Here is a 16,504-nt window from a genome sequence, read left to right as displayed (position 1 = left end):
TTAGTTCCATAAGAAAAGGAGCTGTTTCCAGCCCCATAGAAGTAATGCACCCTTTATTTGGATCAAAGATTTAAACCTCAATTGTCAAGGTAATATATATTAGCTTCATTTTTTTTAGTTACATAAACGTTCATATTTCCTAAAGATTTATCATTTAAAAATAGTTGTAATTCCCAAATACCTGACTCGTTGAATTTAATTGAAGTGGATGATATAGATACAGGGAAATTAAAATTAATTTCTATATCTTTTTCTATATCTTCTTCATTACTTTTTTTAATACTAACTGGCTTTGGGGTATAATCTTTAGGTAATTCTTTTAAAGGTGTCTCTTTTTTTACTATCTCTCCTTTAGCTATTATACTCTTACCACTTTCATTTTGAACGGCTTTTACCTTTAACTCACCTAACGGAAGCTGTTCATCCATTGTCCAAAAAAGCCATTCCAACTTAATTTCTTTATCCATTATCAAAGGTTTATCGAAATAACCAAATTTCCGATTTTCACCCCTTATTTCATATACCATTATTACATCGTTTACTCTTTCATTTACTGTGAATGTTGGTGTTTGTATTGAGTTGTTGTCAGGTGAAATAATGTTAGAACTTGAATTCGATTTAATACCTTGTTCCTTTAGGCCATCTTGTACTTCTGCTTTTGCAACATTGTCATTATTTTGATTGGAAGAACAACCAAACAATAAAACTGAGGAAAAAACTATAATAACCAAATAGTGTATTTTCATTATATCTCCTTTCAGATTTAGGTTTAATATTATTGACGTTATATGTCCAATATAGTTTCAATTTTATGGTATAAATTTACACATTAGTCCTCATTTCAATATAGAACTAACCTGCCCCTTTAGTTCCATAAGGAAAAAGCTGCCTTAAAGACAGCTTCGATCTTCAGCTATAGCACCCGTTAATTCAACAAAAAAATTTAAAATGATAGTTAGTTTTTAAGTTTATTCAGGTCAAATCTTGCTATTTCTTGATTTTCAATTGTTACAACCAAAAAAGCATCCAATGCATATTCTTTAAGTTCATCTAATTTTTCTTTTGAAGGTACAAGTAGTGGGACTTGGGAATTTTCTTCACTTACACCTAAATCGTAGTTAAGAGTATACTCACCCTTTTCGTCAGGCTTAAGAACAGATGAAAAAGAATGACCGAACCCTACACCACTCCCGTTATAATCGTCAGGATTATAAATATTGAATCCTATTACGTCTTCTGATACCGATTTTAATTTTTCTTTGGGTTCAATCTTAAGTTCAATTCCTTTATCAAATTCTCCAATACCCACTGTTTTATTACCAGTATTTTCAATGGTGAATTCATAAACTAAAGCTGTCGGTATCAGTTCATCTCCCTTTCTTTCTCCTTCAGTTTTCTTAATTGAACCAAGTAAACTTTTACCTTTAACAATATCAACATTCGCATCTTCTAGTTCCAGAGAAGGTTTTCCCTTTATATCCATAACCAATATATCGAATAATTTACCATCAATATAAACTAAGAGCGCCCATTTACCTGCTTTTGGTAGCACGACATTCGAAGGCAAACTCGCATCTGCACCATTAATTTTACCACCACCGACACCAGTCCTAGACCAAACCCCATCACTTAAAACAGGACTTATATTTGAAGTATCTTGGTTGTAACCAACGATTGTTAATTCACCTTTATCAATCCCCCAAAAATGCCACAACCACTTTTCCACTTTATTTGGTTTTAATTCTGGTCCTATTATGCCCAGTTTATTTTTGTTTCCAACAATATCACTACTTGTACCTGTGCCAAATTCGGTAGCCATCCTATCCCAATCTATCTTTTCAAAATCTTTTACTGTTACAAAATTGGGAATATCTTCAGGCAGACTGAGTTTATTTGGATTTTGAGGTTCTTGAACTTTGGTTGATGTACAACCACTTACAACAAATAAACACAAAAAAAGTGCAACAAAAAGGCTTTTTATTTTCAAGAATTTTCAGCTCATTTCTATTTTCTTATGATTATACCATTAAATCCCAATCACTCGGAATAGTTATATTACGTTTGCTTTTTCACTAACCTGCCCCGATAGTGCCATAAGAAAAAGCTGCCTTAAAGACAGCTCCAATCTTCAGCTAACGCACCCGTAAAAGATGGTAGTTAGGATTCAATAGTTGCCATTGAAGTAATTCGTATATAATATCCATCTGGGTCAATTAATCTAAAATCCTCTAATCCCCACGATCTTTTTGTTAACTTAGTCTGTATAGAGTACCCTTTTTCAACTACTTTGTTATAAATATCGTTTATATCTTCAACTTCTAATACTATTTCAACCCCTAATCCTGTTTGTTGACTACTATTAGAAACTTTAAGAGGATGGCTTTCAGGTAAATTTTTCATTTCTCCCAACCCTAATGTAACACTTCCTTTTTTAACTGGAACGTAAGTATGTATAATCTCTTTTGGTGCATTAAATTCTAGTATATCTCTATAAAATTCCACTGATTTTTCTATACTTTCAACAAATAATTCAAGTCTTAAATTCACTTTTACATCTCTCCTTTTAAGAATTATTACATAAATAATTCTTGTTTCTTATTCAACTATCCTGCCCCGTTAGTGCCATAAGAAAAAGGCTGCCGCAGCAACCCCTGTTATTGAAGTAAAGCACCCGTTACTTGAAGAAGAGTGATACAAAAATAAAGCCAATTATGATTATAAGAATAAGAATTCCTGTACTTTTCCATCCCATACTGCCTACAAAATCTGGAAGGCCTCCACCTTGAAGACTCCCACCAGGATTCCTTTTTAGTTCTTCTTGTCTTAGTCTTTCTCTTCTTCTTTCAGGTGTTTCTTTATCTTCACTCATTTGAACCCCCCCTGTAAATTAAACAATCATCCCTTCTGAATTTTACCATAAATAACCATTATACTTGTTGAACTATCCTGCCCCTTTAGTTCCATAATAAAAAGTGCCTTAAAGGCAGCTCCGGGCTTCTCATAGAGGGGTTAGTATGTACCTTTTGGTATTACCACCTTTCTCCGTGTCCTTCGGCTATAGGCTCTATTGTCTCAGCATCTATAATTAAAAATTTGTGTAACGTACTTTCTTTTGTCTCTTTAACAGAACAAAAAAGATATATTTGGCGTTTAGGATCTATATTTGGGTGTTTGTTATTATAAATATTAACTAGTGAATATATTTCCGCATTTTTATTTACTGTGGATTTTAAGTCTTTATAAAGAAGTTTTTCTCTAATGTTTAGGGTTGCTGTATTGTATTCACTATAATCTCCTATTTTTCCACTTTTATAAAATTCATTTGCACTGATCAGATTTTTCTTGCTATTATCGATATACTTTTCGGAACTTTGTGCATTTACATTAACAGTTATTAACATAAGCATAGTTAAGATTAAAATAGACAATTTAGTTTTCATTGGGCCTCTCTCCTTTAACAATATTAAAGGTATTATCCCCAATTTTTGATTTTCTTAATGAACTAAACTGCCCCTTTAGTTCCATAAAAAAAGCTGCCTTAAAGACAGCTCTGATCTTAAGCTAACGCACCCGTTAGTTTAAGTACAATATTTCACAAAGAAAAAAGAACTTTCATTTAATGAAGGCCCTTTTTTGTGGCTTAGAGTAAAGGTTCGAGTTTCTTTAATAACAAGCTTAGTTTTTTAAACATTTGATAGGATCAATTTTGATGGATTCCCAGTTTCCTTCAGAATCCTTTTTATATTGAGAAATTAATACATCTGTATCATTTGTTAATTGATAAAAGATAAACCGATAATCGGCTCCATCCGTACCAATATAATCAATGGTTTTGACGAAACCATCTTGTTTAGTAGGCAGCTGTTTTTTTATTAACTTGCACCAGTTTCCATACATAATACCAACGACTGCTTCCGCATCATGTTGCCAGAGATGATAGGGTGCACATAGGAAGTCCTCTCCGTACAATTTCATCTGGTCAATTTTATACAGGTTTTGAACTTTTTTTAATTGGACATATCCGTAATAATAAGCAAAATAGGTGACTCCTTTTGATGAACCTTCGATGCTTTCTAGCTCAATGAAATAAGGAACAATGCCTTTTTCATCAGGAAGTCTGTTCATCTTTATTAAATTTAGATGTCCAATTCCAGCAAACGATTGAAGATATTCATTATAGGAAACCCTTTTGTGATAGTCTTTAGTAAAAAAGTTATAAGCAATTGGATAGGGCAACTTTGCCATCCCCACAGTTCCGCACCCACCCAACTGGTTTTGAGTGAGGTTATCTGCCTCTCTTAAAATACTAAAGTAGTTTAAAACAGTTTCATCAGGAGTCCGAGTTAATGTTGCAGGGAGTTTAATTTCTTTGTAGTTTTTTTCATAATAGGGATCAAAAAATTGGTTGTTCTTGACAAGGGTATTTTTAATAGGGAGGCGGGAAGGACGAAAGTATTTTTCGGCATCTCTGGTACTTATTAACGAAGTTTGGTTTCGTTCAACTGGTTGGCCAAATATTTGCGGTTCGTATTGAGAACCCATAACGAGAGTCAATTTTTTTCTGGGATAATGATTGAACGTCCGATTTATCCATTTTGTAAAGTGTTTCAATTAGACTCCCCCTCCTACAAAAAAGTATTACTCTAATTTATGCAGAGGAATAAAGGTTTATAATCTTAAACTAACCTGCCCCGTTAGTTTAAGAACTTATTAATGATCCTTTGGATTTGTTATTTTGTTTTCAATAAAATATTCAGCCTTATCATTAATAATTTCTATGTAATTGTGCTTTTTAAAAGGTTTAGTATGTTTAAGAACTCTTCTAAGACTCCCTTTTACAACAGTTTTTTTATTAGGAACATCTACAATAACAGTCAAATATACCTTTTCGTTATGTTTTACTACTCCTGTTACTTGACCTTTTTCCAAGTCAACTATATAGTCTGGGACAATCTTCAATTGGGAAAATGATGTCCATCCTGCATTTTTAGGTTTTATTCCAAACAGCAAAAATAACATATCCCTATACAATTCATTAAGTTTATTCATATACATTCCCCCGCAATAACTTCATCAATCCAATATTCAAGATGCACCCGGAATTTCCCTGCTTGTTCAACTAACCTGCCCCGATAGTTGAATAAGAAAAAACTGCCTTAAAGACAGCTCTGATCTTCAGCTAACGCACCCGTTAGTTTAAGTACAATATTTCACAACCTTTCTTTTGGAAAAGAAAACGAGGGAACTTCACCCCAAAATCCATTCATATAAAAAATGCCCGCCTGTACCTATTAAAAAGTATTTAAGAAAAATCAAAAGTTTTTTTGGCTTATCATGATTCACAAGTAACATAACTAATCCAAATAAAACCCCAAATCCAAGTGATTGAAATAAAAGTGTCATTTTAACCGTCCTTAAACAAAAGTTAATTTTACAGAGAATCTTAGCATGAGTTTTAATCTTTTTCTTTAAGAAAAATTTCCCTCAAAACTTATGGAACTATCCTGCCCCTTTAGTTGAATAAAACTTCTGTATTTATTCCTTATTTTAATTTTAAAAATGGCTTATCGAGGTTCGATAAGCCACTTTTATACATATTGTATTATTTTGATAATGCGATTTTTATATGGGCTAAATGATGCTCTTCGTGCCAAGCTAATTTTGCAACTTTTGTTGCAACTGTTATTATACCGTTTATCTGGTGAGTAAAAGCTCGATCTAATTGCTCTTCAGTTAAACTATGTCCTAAAGATACGATGCGCTCATTTATACCTTCTAACATTTTAATTGAACTTTCTACAGGAAGCTTTGTATCCGGTTGAATAGCCCACTTTTCTTCATCAAAAGCTGGTACTGTTGGATTCTCATCTGTTAAAGCCAGCTTCAAACGTTGATACATGTTCAACTGAGAATCTGCAATGTGATGAACAAGTTGACGAACTGTCCAGCTACCTTCACGATAAGTTCTGCTTAATTCCTCATCACTTAATGAGTCGACAGTTTCTCTTAATCGAATCGTGTAAGTTTCGATTTCCTTTAGCCATTCTTGAATATTTTCTAATGTTACTTTTTCAGGAACTTGTAGTTTCCCAATTGGGTATCTTACATCCATTTTCAATCCCCCTTTTCCTTATTCTTTATTTCATTATATTTCGGTATTAACGTTTAATTTTATTTAATTATATCACTTCAACAAACTGCATCGTAATTCAAAAGCTTATTCAATTAAATGGCCCTATAATGAAAAATAGGCGCTTACCCTTGTTCCAGAATAGCGCCCTTTAACTAAAATCTGACCTCACTCATAATATCACTTAATTCTTAATCAACTAACGCACCCGTTAGTTCATTAAGCCAAAAAGGCCACCAAATGGCAGCCCCTGATCTTACTAACGCACATTTAGTTAAAGTAGAAAAAGCTGCCTTTAATTGCTGCTCTAAATTTTTATTGAGACAAATGTTTGTAATCTAATATTTCTATCTTAAAACCATGATTACATTTCAGTTGATTAAGCTTTTCACTGTCACAGGATGGAGATATTCTTAATTTAACTTGGTCGTCTACATAATCCAATGGTTCATTACGTTCGGAAGAGACTTGAATGTGTATATCGACATCGTAAGAATGATTTTCATTGTAACTTATGCCCACAATTCTTTGCCATTGCCAACTCAAATTACGTCCATACTCTTTTTCAATTTTCTTATCTAGAGTTGGAAACACAATATCTCCAAAAATATCCTCTGTTGTTCCATACCATCCTTCCACTTTTGAAACCGATTCTGCTTTAACTGCTTGCATGGGAGTAAAGGCGAATAAAAAAAATCCTAATAAGATTAAATATCGCTTAGCCATCAAGGTTCACCTCATATTTCTGTTTACTCCTTATTCTTTAGCTAAACTCAATAGTTATGCCTTAGTAAACTAACCTGCTCCTTAGTTCCATAAGAAAAAGCGATCCTTCTTAATTAAGAATCGCATACAGTTGAATTAATTATTTGGTTTCCTGTTATTAATAAACTCCTCGATTTCCTGTTCTTTTAACCTATAGACAAGGTCGAAATAATCAAATTCTGAAAGGGCACCTTTTTTTCTCCACTTTTGCATTTCTTTACGGTGTAAACTTACAAAATAGCCTTCCACATCCCTTCTTGGAATACCCTGTTTCTTCGCCATTTCAGCAATAGAAAGACCCTCTTCCCAGTATTGCTCATATTCCTTTTGACTAACTTTTAGCAAATTATAGATTGGTTCATAATCATAGTGGATTTGATAAACTACTTTCCCTTCTTGTTCATGATTTTCTTCTGCTTGAACACTTTGTGAAAAAGTTAGAAATACTGCACATAAAAGAAGTACTTTTTTCAAGGTTACCTTCAACACCGACATAAAACCTCCCCCTTTTATAAATAGTTCATGTTTATTGTGTGGGGATTCTATATATTTTATGTTTCTTATTTAAAAAAAGCTGAATAGCCCTTCTGCAACTAACCTGCCCCTTTAGTTCATTAAGAAAAAGGCTACCAAACGGAAGCCCCTGATCTCAACTAACGCACCCGTTAGTTCATTAAGATTATTTTGAACCATATAAAGCTCACCAATAAAAGTGATCTTTATTCTTCTTTACACTTTGCCCAATCAAATTCTTTTCCCCATTTGATTTTCTTCCCTTCCACCTCTTGTTCACTCATAACTTTCCATATGCCACCATAAGACATCTGATATATTTCTTTAAATACATTATTACCATCTGTTCGTTTATAAAGGAAATAACCTCTATTACCTTTTAAAAAAAGTTTCATATTTCCAAGACTATTACCTACAAAGAGGTGCTGTAAAGACTGAATGTCCTCGTTCTTCTCACCAATTTTCATATCATTGTGTAAATCATCAAATGTTACTTCTTTAAACCCCTCTAAATTCAAATCAAAACTGGAGGTAATATCACCTAAAATTTTTCCTTCGAATTTTGTCCATCTCTCTTCATACTCCTGGATACAGACCTTTTTCGGAGGTCTTTCATTAGCTTTAGATACTACATTCGAACATCCCTCAAAAACAATAACTAACACTAAAATAAATAAAAAAGAACGTTTTCCCATAGTTAACCTCCCACCATAGTATTTGGTGAGATGGACAGGTTAATGCAATATTTTTAACTGTATTCACACTCTTTATGGAACTATCCTGCCCCGATAGTGCCATAAGAAAAAGGCTGCCTCAGCAACCTCGCTTATTGAAGAGTAAAGCACCCGTTAGTTCATTAAGAATTATTTTCTTTTCAGAATAAACCTTGGTGGAGGACCATATGACTGTTCTGCTTCAAAGTAGGCGAGTTTTCCAGGGATACACGAGATTATTGAGGGAAATCCTTCACCGACTGCCACCTCTAAAGCTGAAGTTAAAGACAGATGCTTTCCGTCGATAGAATCATTCCAAGACATTGCGTAACAATCATTACCAGCACCTTGTTTTTTCAATAGATTTTCTATTTCTTCTGGGTCAGAATTAGGCTTTGGTATTTCAATCATAAATTCCTCCCTGAGTGTAGTTAAGTAATTATGATTTAATCTACCTATTGCATCCATTCGTTTTTTTGCCGAAAAAAGTTCGAACAAAACTCTTTGTTGGATTCTTTTATTAAAAAAAGATTTAACAATTATATCTTCAAGTTCTTTATCCATTTCAACCCCTCCCACAACTTAATTTTACCAAAATACCAAATATTTAAGGGAATTCTTGTTCAACTAACCTGCAACGATAGTTGTATGAAAAAGGCTGCCTTAAAGGCAGCTCGGATCTTCAACTAACGCACAGAAGAAATTTTCATATTCATCATTTATTAAAAATAAAAGATTCAATTCTTTCTTCGCCAGAGAACATATCTTTGATTTTAAATTGATTATTTTTCACTTCATCTTCCCCAATTATGATAACGTTACGAAAATTCTCCTTGTTTGCCTTATCTAAGGCTTTCCCAATCTTTTTGTTCCCAATTTCGCACTCAACCTTGTAGCCTTTATTTCTTAGATGTCTTGCCACTAATAATGATTCTTTTTGGGTATTTATTGGGATTACATAAAAGTCCACAGTAGGATTTTCTAAGATTTGTTCCTTCGATGTATTTAAAGCAGTATATATAACATCTAAACCAAATGATATTCCAACTGTAGAAAAGTTCTCATTTGTTCCGATAAGTCCACCGATAGCATTGTCATATCTTCCCCCACTACCAATGCTTGACTTAATTGTTTTATCAGATAAAAAAATCTCATAAATAGTACCCGTATAGATCTCCAATCCTCTTGCTAAAAATGGATTAAATATACATTGGCTATTGACACCAAGGAATTCCAAATATGTTTCCAGTTCTTTTAATTCTTCTAAACCTTGTTTAACCTGTTCGCTTTGTGCAGAAAAGGGTTCAAAGTAGCTATAACTAGTATTATTTTTATCGGTCAAAAACTGTTTAATTAATTTAACTGTTGAAGGCGGCAGCCCCTGTTCACTAAGCTCCGAAGTAACAGCTTCTAATCCAACTTTTTCAAGTTTATCAAGTATTAATACTACTTTATTAATTTTATCATCTGATGTTTCAAACACTTGAAGCATTCCAGTTAATAATTTTCGATTGTTATATTGAATTATTACCTTTAAATTGAGTTTGTGGAATGCATCCAATGCCATAATCATTAATTCTGCTTCAGCTATTTGAGATTTAACTCCCACAATATCAACGTCGCATTGAGTAAATTCACGGAACCTTCCAGTTTTTATTGGACCGTCCCTGAACACTTTACCTATTTCATACCTTTTAAAAGGCATCCTCATTGTTGGATTCATTGCAACTACCTTTGCAAATGGGATCGTTAGGTCGTATCTCAATGCCAAATCTCTTTCTCCTCTGTCTGTTAGGGTATACATTTCCTCTAAAATTTCAGCACCCCCTCCATACTTAGAAGCCATTAATTCTGTGTAGTTTAAAATTGGCGTTTCTAGAGGTTTACACCCATATTGGATAAAAACGTCTTCTAATGTTCTCCTAATATTACTTCGTACTACTTCTGCATGTGGTAAATAATCTTGTGTTCCCTTTACATTTTGATAATCCATCTTTTTCATCTTTTTACCTCCAATTGTTTGTTTAAAAATAAAAAACCGCGTTGATTAAAGTTCTTAAACTTAATCAATGCGGTTCAATGATAAATAGCCTTCCTATATACGATTTATAAAAATCGAATAGCAAGACTACTTGTTATGATGATGTAATTGTGACAGGGAAAAATTATTCAAAAATGATAGCATTTTGTACACCTCTTATTTCCAATTAATGTATCACAATAAAAAGTGTATTTCAATTATTTATTTAATTTCTTAAGTATTCTTGTTCAACTAACCTGCCCCTTAGTTCCTTAAGAAAAAAGGTTGCCGCCGCAACCTTCCTTATTGATATTAAGGACCTGTTAGTTCAAAACATATTCCATTCCATTTTGGACAAAGTAACTGTAACTAAAACAAGGAGGTAGTCATGGTTAAGAAAACGATACTTGCTATATGTACATTATTTCTTTTAAACATAGTCGCACCAACTCTAGAGGCAAAAGCTTTAACCTTTGGTGAATTGCCAACCAAACAAACATCGAAACAATGGTCGGTTCAAGTAGACCAAGCTGAAAAAGGTAAGGGGTTAGCAGAATCCAAAAAGGGAGAATATCATACTTACTCTTTAGAGGTTGATAACATTGGTAAGGATGTATTATCTGCGGAAATTTACATGTATAGAAATGAACCTAATTCTACGACGAAGTTTGCACTTTTTGGTTGTCCTCCTGATCATCCTTGTAGAAAACTAGATACTGATGAACAGGCGATTGCTTTAGCAAAACAAATGAATGATGGGTATCCTTATCGATTTAGCAATTTCCTTTTGGCTGAAAAAGCAACGGAATTGGAAGTTGAAATCGTTTGGACTAAAAAAGGTAGCGAAGGCAGACCTTTAAAAGAAACATTTACATTCACTGCTGAATAACAAAAAAACAAAAAGGCCGAAATAATCGGCCTTTTTGTTGAACTAACGCACCCGTTAGTGAAATAACTATAAACTCTCAGGTAAATGATGTTTATACATTTCCAATACATCATTATGTTCTTCTAACACAGCTATCGTTTTGGGGTGTGGCTTTACATAGATAACTGGATAGTCCTTTTCATCCAATTCCTTATGAGTGGGAAATGCTAATTTTTCTTCATTAATTGAAAATTGGGCATCAATACCCTTTTTATTTCCACGAGCATCTAATCTTACCCATTTATTAAGTGATCTAAAAAAAACAGCATTTAAAGCGTGAATACAATACCCCTTTTCTGGTGTATCAAACAACATCAATCTTTGATAGCAGAAACCTGTTGGTATTCCTTGCGATCGTAATAAGGATGCTAATAGATTGGATTTTGCATAGCAAATTCCCTCTTTATAGGCTAATACATCTGATGCATTACAAGTAACACGTTTCCCTTGAATATCCCAAGAATGAGATATTTCATCACGAACAAATTCAAAAGCTACTTTTGCTTTTTCAATTTCTGTTTGAGAAGGGTTGAAAAGTTCATCCACTTTTGCTCCAATTATAGGATTAGAATAGTTAACTTCATTTAATTCAAGTAAATAATCATCCAATTTTTCAGACTCACAAATCATATTTATTAACTCCACTCCCTTTCCTTTGTATAAATATGCATATAATACTATTATTATACAACAAGAAGAGATGAATTTATAGGTGTACTATTGAACTAACCTGCCCCGTTAGTTCATTAAGACTGTTAGTTCATTAAGAAAAGCGATTATTATTAAAGAATCGCGCCTGTTTGTGAAATCGGCAAAGGCAGTCTAATTATCGAATAGCCCTCTTCCTCTCAGATTTGCGGAAACAGGCTCCTTTACTATTTCACGTGCCCATATAGATAACTGGCCAATATGGTGGATTTCATGGACAATGATATGACGTATGATCTCTCCGTGTGGACATTCAATGACTCGGCGCCTGATTGGTGCGTCTCTAGAGCTAATTGGTTCTTCATTGAAATCAGTTTCTGAAAGTTTCCGAGAATCCATTTCATTTGTCCAAGATGTCACAAATGGCTTTACTTTCTCATGGTATTGAGCTGAAAGATTTTTCACTTTTTGTAAGCTAGCATAATCCTCAAACAATGGCTCCGCAGGCACTGGTTCACCTCGCAAACCTAAGATCCACATATATTCCACATCTACAATGTGAAATAGGGTATGTAGAATACTGCCGAACCCGCCGACCCGTTTTTTTAATAGTTCTTCATCCGGTATATCTTCGAACAATGTAAACCAATCATCACGAACTTGCCAGTTATATTGAAACAGTTTCAACATCACAACAACCTCCATGTTTTATAGATTTAATATTTAATTTTCGCCAAAAGACTTCAAAATCTTTTTTTAAATAATAACTCTAAAAAAACCTGTTAAAATCCTCCACAAACTGGCCCTTTAATGGAATAACATGACTGACGTTTTTAAACAACTTTAATGTCACTTTACAGTATTCCTTATGGAACTATCCTGCCCCGTTAGTTCCATAATAAAAGAACTGTCTTAAAGACAGCTCAGATCTTCAGCTAACGCACTCATTAGTTTAATAAGAAATTGAGAATTCTATCTTTTAACTAACCTCTATTCCTTTAGCCGAGGAAGATAAAATGCCACAATGCTATCTAGTATTCTACTAAGACCTTTAAAGGATTGACTTTTCCTTCAGCTATGTCCTCAAAACAACTAATCAGTTCCTCTTTTTTTATTTTTATCTCGAAAATTTCCCTTAATTTAGTATCATTTCGCACTTCATTAAGAAACCATTCGGAATGCTTCTTATAATCCCAACCGTCACTTGAACCGACAATTTTTAATTCTTTCTCAAAAAATTCAGGTTGTAAATCAAATCTCTCTTTATTCCCATCTGAAAGAATACATATACTGCCTTCTTTCGTAAGGGATTTCTGTAATATATTAAATCCATCATTATGTCCTGAACACTCTAATCCATAATCATAATGATTTATTAGGTATGCAGCTCCAGAATTAATAACAGAGTCTGCCCCCAGCAGCTTAGCCAATTGCCCTCTTGAAGTATTTGGTTCTATTACATCCACATGTTGAACTTTTGAGTGTTGTTTTAAGTAATATAGAGTTAAAAGCCCTATTGTCCCCATCCCACTTACTATTACTCGATCTGACTCTTTAGGTTTGAGTTTCAGGACACCCTTTGACGAGTCACAGGATAAAATAGTGAGTAATGCGTCGGAATAGTGAATATCTTTTGGAACTGGAATAGCTTTATAAGCATTAATTACTCCAAAATCCTTGTGCCCATAAAATGCTACTACCCTGTCTCCAAGATTTAAAGACTTTACATCATCACCTGTCCTTATAATTTCACCATAGCTTTCATACCCAGTCTCTTTCGGATAAATAGGAGATTTATCAGTAAGGTCACTTTCCATATATTGCGGTAGTTCTGCCCCGATACTGATTGCACCCGCAATAGTTTTTATTAGAATTTCATCTTTCTCAAGAGGTGGTAATTTATTTTGTATCCATTGCAGCTTTCTTTTTCCATACAAAACCAGTGAATTTTGTTCTTGTTCCATTATATTACCTTCTTTCAAAGAATACTTATTGCACTAATCTGCCCCGATAGTTGCATTAGATGCTGATCAGCTCCTGATAATGAAGAAAAGCACCTGTTAGTTGCAGAGTAATTGCACAATTTGTGTCTTAACGACACATGACATTCTACATTCAAAAAGCCAACGGAATCGTTGGCTTTTTTGTCTAAATAATTTACAACTGATTTTCGAGGTTATTGTTAGATTCACCTATGGTTAATGTTAAATACTTCCTAGAGGTAATAATACTAATAAACGAAAAACATAAGGATATCGAAGCAATAATAAAGACAACTACTATGCTATATCGCTGGCCGAGTATCCCCATCACAAGAGTTGATATACCGAATGTTACCATTATTAAAGAACTCTGTACTGCATAAACCTTAGCCAAAATCTTTTCCCTAATTAAACTTTGGATGATTGTATGAATAGAAATCATCCTCAGTTCTTCGAATAAACCAAACATACCAATCAGTAAAAGAGAAAAGATGGGATTTACATTAAGTCCAAATAAAAGAGTCATTAGAAAGACCATAAAGCCTCCAAGCAATAGAACATTCTGAATATTTTTGTTAATGAAATCAGATTGTCTATATGCAAGTATTCCGGCTAGAAATAATCCGAATAATAAAGAGGTGTTTATATAACCCCACCACTCAGTTCCTACACCTAGCCTTATGTCTATAAAAGGGTATAGAATGGACGATACCCAAACTGGACTAGCTATAGAACTAAAAATTAGAGTTAAATGGAGGACACGCAGCCTCTTATCTCCTGCAATTATTCTCCAGCCTTCAAACATTGAAGTCATTTTACTTTCCTTTACTGATAGTTCTTCAAGTTCTTCAGATGGTTTCTTTTCTTTGACTTTAACGAATGCCAGTAAGCATGTAGATAATATATACAAACTAAACGTCAACATTAATAGCCCATTAGAATGCAAGAATGCTGCTAATATACCACCTGCAGCCCACCCACCCATCTGAATAAATTGATGGATAGAAGACAGTAGGCTATTTGCTTTTAATAAGTTTTCTTCCGAAACAAGTTGAGGCAGTAATGCACTACTTGCTGGGTTAGAGAAACTATCTAAAAAAGTGATAAAGAAAATAATTATATAAATTGTCACAATCGTATCTTGCGATAATAATAATGATACGTACAGTGTTAGCATAAGTAAGAAACAAGTTTTAATTAATTGAGAGTTAAATAAAATCTTTTTTAACTTGTACCGATCTATGAGAAGTGGTGCTAATAATCCTCCTAAAAATCCTCCAAGCATATTTATTACAGGAACCAACGAAACATAAAATAAAGAATTTGTTACTTTGTAAACACTTGTTATGAGTGCCACAATATAAAAAACATCTCCAGCATTTGCTAAAGATTGTCCAGCCAGTAGAACTTTAAATGATCTATTCTTCAATGTAAACAACCCCTCTTATTCAAAATTTTGAATGAGAAATATTGATTTACATTGGTTTCACTCCTTTGAAGTTATGAGTTACATTCCCGAATATTTTCATACAGAAATGTACTGGGTTAAAACAGAAAATATTTGTTAATTTCATTATTAATTAAAATAAGAGGGAGTTATCGATGAATTGATCGATTTGGTAATTTATGTATTTAAATAATAACATAAAGTTTCTTTATAAGTAAGTGTCATACTTGTAAAACTATCCTGCCCCGTTAGTGGCATAAGAAAAAAGGCTGCCGCAGCAACCCTTGTTATTGAAGTAAAGCACCGGTTAGTTTAAGTGTATTGTTTTACTAGCTATTTGATGTGATTATTTTTCCGTTTTTCAAAAGCTGCCTTAAAGACAGCTCTGATCCTCAGCTAACGCACCCGTTAATTCCATAAAAAAAAGGTTGCTTCAGCAACCTCTATAATTGGAGTAAAACACCCGTTAGCGAAATAAGGATTTTTTACTTTCTAACGAATACTGAATATTCCATTGGATTTTCGAATCCTAATCTTTCAGCCAGCTTTATCGACGCAAAATTGTGAACATTACAATCCCAATTGGGTTTCAAATTTCTTTCAATACAATGTTCGATGAACATATCTGCAACATTTTGAGCTAAGCCCATTCCTCTATACTTATTTTTAGTTGCAATATCAATTTCAGCAAATTGTGATGAACTAAATATAGATGTACATTCACTTACAACGGTATCATTATGTAGCAAACAATAACCAAAACCATTCTCAAGAAAATTTGATACTGAACCCCAATATTCCTTATAATAAGATTCATTAAATTCCAGACTTTCTGTAATTATTTTTTCATCTATTCTCTTTACTATAAAATCATTGGGTAATTTCCCCTTTTTTATTGTTGAATATGTATCCTTATTAAAATGAAAAGAATATCTATGCATTTGTCTTAACTCATTTTCAAACAACTTATTTATAACTTGATCCCATTCTTTTGATGGAGAAAACAAAGTGAATCGCTTTTTTTTATTTTTTCTACTTCTAAAAATTTCTAAAAATATGCTATTAAGACCATTGTTCATTTCGTCTCCACCAACAATAAAAATACCTGAATCAGTTCCAATTAAAACAGTTTTCTTCAATTCATCCATATATACCTGTCCAGGAATATAATTATTTAATACAGAGTAAGCAAATGTCGGATAAGTTTCATTATCCTTATTTTTCAGTAAATTTATGGCCTTTTCAAATTGATTATTCATACACTGTTCCCCTTTTGTTTTTTGGTTATTCCTCATATTAGTATATATTACTCTTCAACAAACCTGCCCTGATAGTTGCATAAATCGAGTAGGAGGAGG

At 33.3% G+C, this 16,504-nt stretch carries 19 protein-coding genes; 1 reads left to right on the top strand and 18 read right to left on the bottom strand.

All coding sequences use genetic code 11. The features are described 5' to 3' along the window. Window positions 1–77: 77 nt before the first annotated feature. From J7J00_RS26625 to J7J00_RS26565, 13 genes are all read right to left on the bottom strand, one after another. Entirely contained in the window at window positions 78–746 is a 669-nt protein-coding gene (locus J7J00_RS26625) for a hypothetical protein (RefSeq protein WP_214796056.1), read from the bottom strand. Window positions 747–955: 209 nt separating this feature from the next. Further along, on the bottom strand, window positions 956–1,987 hold the full coding sequence (locus J7J00_RS26620) for a hypothetical protein (protein ID WP_214796054.1): 1,032 nt from the start codon (window positions 1,985–1,987) through the stop codon (window positions 956–958). Window positions 1,988–2,157: 170 nt separating this feature from the next. Continuing rightward, a complete protein-coding gene (locus tag J7J00_RS26615) occupies window positions 2,158–2,547 on the bottom strand; it encodes a VOC family protein (protein ID WP_214796052.1) in 390 nt (129 codons plus the stop codon). Window positions 2,548–2,674: 127 nt separating this feature from the next. Continuing rightward, window positions 2,675–2,869 carry a DUF6366 family protein gene (locus tag J7J00_RS26610; RefSeq protein ID WP_214774790.1) on the bottom strand — a complete coding sequence of 65 codons (195 nt, stop codon included), beginning with the start codon at window positions 2,867–2,869 and terminating at the stop codon, window positions 2,675–2,677. A gap of 160 nt (window positions 2,870–3,029) precedes the next feature. Continuing rightward, on the bottom strand, window positions 3,030–3,440 hold the full coding sequence (locus J7J00_RS26605) for a hypothetical protein (RefSeq protein ID WP_214796050.1): 411 nt from the start codon (window positions 3,438–3,440) through the stop codon (window positions 3,030–3,032). Between the two features lie 235 nt (window positions 3,441–3,675). Then, window positions 3,676–4,611 (bottom strand): hypothetical protein, encoded by a 936-nt coding sequence (locus J7J00_RS26600; RefSeq protein WP_214796048.1) that lies wholly within the window; start codon window positions 4,609–4,611, stop codon window positions 3,676–3,678. Between the two features lie 99 nt (window positions 4,612–4,710). Beyond that, window positions 4,711–5,049: a hypothetical protein gene (locus tag J7J00_RS26595; protein WP_214796046.1), complete on the bottom strand. Its 339-nt coding sequence runs from the start codon at window positions 5,047–5,049 to the stop codon at window positions 4,711–4,713. A gap of 553 nt (window positions 5,050–5,602) precedes the next feature. Continuing rightward, a complete protein-coding gene (locus J7J00_RS26590; protein WP_214796044.1) occupies window positions 5,603–6,112 on the bottom strand; it encodes a YfiT family bacillithiol transferase in 510 nt (169 codons plus the stop codon). A gap of 333 nt (window positions 6,113–6,445) precedes the next feature. Beyond that, complete coding sequence (locus tag J7J00_RS26585; RefSeq protein ID WP_214796042.1) at window positions 6,446–6,856, bottom strand: DUF3888 domain-containing protein; 411 nt, start codon at window positions 6,854–6,856, stop codon at window positions 6,446–6,448. A 135-nt stretch (window positions 6,857–6,991) separates the two neighbouring features. Continuing rightward, window positions 6,992–7,390: a hypothetical protein gene (locus J7J00_RS26580; protein WP_214796040.1), complete on the bottom strand. Its 399-nt coding sequence runs from the start codon at window positions 7,388–7,390 to the stop codon at window positions 6,992–6,994. 224 nt (window positions 7,391–7,614) lie between these two features. Then, complete coding sequence (locus J7J00_RS26575; RefSeq protein WP_214796038.1) at window positions 7,615–8,103, bottom strand: hypothetical protein; 489 nt, start codon at window positions 8,101–8,103, stop codon at window positions 7,615–7,617. 168 nt (window positions 8,104–8,271) lie between these two features. Beyond that, window positions 8,272–8,685, bottom strand: a complete 414-nt coding sequence (locus tag J7J00_RS26570) for a hypothetical protein (RefSeq protein ID WP_214796036.1) — start codon at window positions 8,683–8,685, stop codon at window positions 8,272–8,274. A 151-nt stretch (window positions 8,686–8,836) separates the two neighbouring features. Next, complete coding sequence (locus J7J00_RS26565; protein WP_214796034.1) at window positions 8,837–10,123, bottom strand: histidine--tRNA ligase; 1,287 nt, start codon at window positions 10,121–10,123, stop codon at window positions 8,837–8,839. 406 nt (window positions 10,124–10,529) lie between these two features. On the opposite strand from J7J00_RS26565, the gene J7J00_RS26560 reads away from it, so the two are divergent. Beyond that, complete coding sequence (locus J7J00_RS26560) at window positions 10,530–11,030, top strand: hypothetical protein (RefSeq protein ID WP_214796032.1); 501 nt, start codon at window positions 10,530–10,532, stop codon at window positions 11,028–11,030. Between the two features lie 66 nt (window positions 11,031–11,096). Here the strand turns inward: J7J00_RS26560 and J7J00_RS26555 are convergent, their stop codons facing one another. The 5 genes from J7J00_RS26555 to J7J00_RS26535 form a co-directional block, all read right to left on the bottom strand. Then, on the bottom strand, window positions 11,097–11,699 hold the full coding sequence (locus tag J7J00_RS26555) for a transglutaminase-like domain-containing protein (protein ID WP_214796030.1): 603 nt from the start codon (window positions 11,697–11,699) through the stop codon (window positions 11,097–11,099). A gap of 192 nt (window positions 11,700–11,891) precedes the next feature. After that, entirely contained in the window at window positions 11,892–12,407 is a 516-nt protein-coding gene (locus J7J00_RS26550) for a DinB family protein (RefSeq protein ID WP_214796028.1), read from the bottom strand. A gap of 341 nt (window positions 12,408–12,748) precedes the next feature. Then, window positions 12,749–13,681 carry a zinc-binding dehydrogenase gene (locus J7J00_RS26545; protein ID WP_214796026.1) on the bottom strand — a complete coding sequence of 311 codons (933 nt, stop codon included), beginning with the start codon at window positions 13,679–13,681 and terminating at the stop codon, window positions 12,749–12,751. 193 nt (window positions 13,682–13,874) lie between these two features. Next, window positions 13,875–15,128 (bottom strand): MFS transporter, encoded by a 1,254-nt coding sequence (locus tag J7J00_RS26540; RefSeq protein WP_214796024.1) that lies wholly within the window; start codon window positions 15,126–15,128, stop codon window positions 13,875–13,877. Window positions 15,129–15,631: 503 nt separating this feature from the next. Further along, the gene (locus J7J00_RS26535; protein ID WP_214796021.1) at window positions 15,632–16,405 is read right to left on the bottom strand and encodes a GNAT family N-acetyltransferase; all 774 of its coding nucleotides are present in this window, start codon (window positions 16,403–16,405) and stop codon (window positions 15,632–15,634) included. Window positions 16,406–16,504 lie beyond the last annotated feature (99 nt).

The organism is Bacillus sp. ISL-4 (genome assembly GCF_018613275.1).
In the GTDB taxonomy this organism is placed as follows: domain Bacteria; phylum Bacillota; class Bacilli; order Bacillales; family DSM-1321; genus Peribacillus; species Peribacillus simplex_E.
This window is presented reverse-complemented; position numbering and strand designations above follow the sequence as displayed.

Coding starts and splice junctions, on each gene's coding strand:
- J7J00_RS26625 (WP_214796056.1), bottom strand. CDS start 746: ATGAAAATACACTATTTGGTTATTATAGTTTTTTCCTCAGTTTTATTG.
- J7J00_RS26610 (WP_214774790.1), bottom strand. CDS start 2,869: ATGAGTGAAGATAAAGAAACACCTGAAAGAAGAAGAGAAAGACTAAGA.
- J7J00_RS26605 (WP_214796050.1), bottom strand. CDS start 3,440: ATGAAAACTAAATTGTCTATTTTAATCTTAACTATGCTTATGTTAATA.
- J7J00_RS26595 (WP_214796046.1), bottom strand. CDS start 5,049: ATGAATAAACTTAATGAATTGTATAGGGATATGTTATTTTTGCTGTTT.
- J7J00_RS26590 (WP_214796044.1), bottom strand. CDS start 6,112: ATGGATGTAAGATACCCAATTGGGAAACTACAAGTTCCTGAAAAAGTA.
- J7J00_RS26585 (WP_214796042.1), bottom strand. CDS start 6,856: ATGGCTAAGCGATATTTAATCTTATTAGGATTTTTTTTATTCGCCTTT.
- J7J00_RS26580 (WP_214796040.1), bottom strand. CDS start 7,390: ATGTCGGTGTTGAAGGTAACCTTGAAAAAAGTACTTCTTTTATGTGCA.
- J7J00_RS26575 (WP_214796038.1), bottom strand. CDS start 8,103: ATGGGAAAACGTTCTTTTTTATTTATTTTAGTGTTAGTTATTGTTTTT.
- J7J00_RS26570 (WP_214796036.1), bottom strand. CDS start 8,685: ATGGATAAAGAACTTGAAGATATAATTGTTAAATCTTTTTTTAATAAA.
- J7J00_RS26565 (WP_214796034.1), bottom strand. CDS start 10,123: ATGAAAAAGATGGATTATCAAAATGTAAAGGGAACACAAGATTATTTA.
- J7J00_RS26560 (WP_214796032.1), top strand. CDS start 10,530: ATGGTTAAGAAAACGATACTTGCTATATGTACATTATTTCTTTTAAAC.
- J7J00_RS26555 (WP_214796030.1), bottom strand. CDS start 11,699: ATGATTTGTGAGTCTGAAAAATTGGATGATTATTTACTTGAATTAAAT.
- J7J00_RS26550 (WP_214796028.1), bottom strand. CDS start 12,407: ATGTTGAAACTGTTTCAATATAACTGGCAAGTTCGTGATGATTGGTTT.
- J7J00_RS26545 (WP_214796026.1), bottom strand. CDS start 13,681: ATGGAACAAGAACAAAATTCACTGGTTTTGTATGGAAAAAGAAAGCTG.
- J7J00_RS26535 (WP_214796021.1), bottom strand. CDS start 16,405: ATGAATAATCAATTTGAAAAGGCCATAAATTTACTGAAAAATAAGGAT.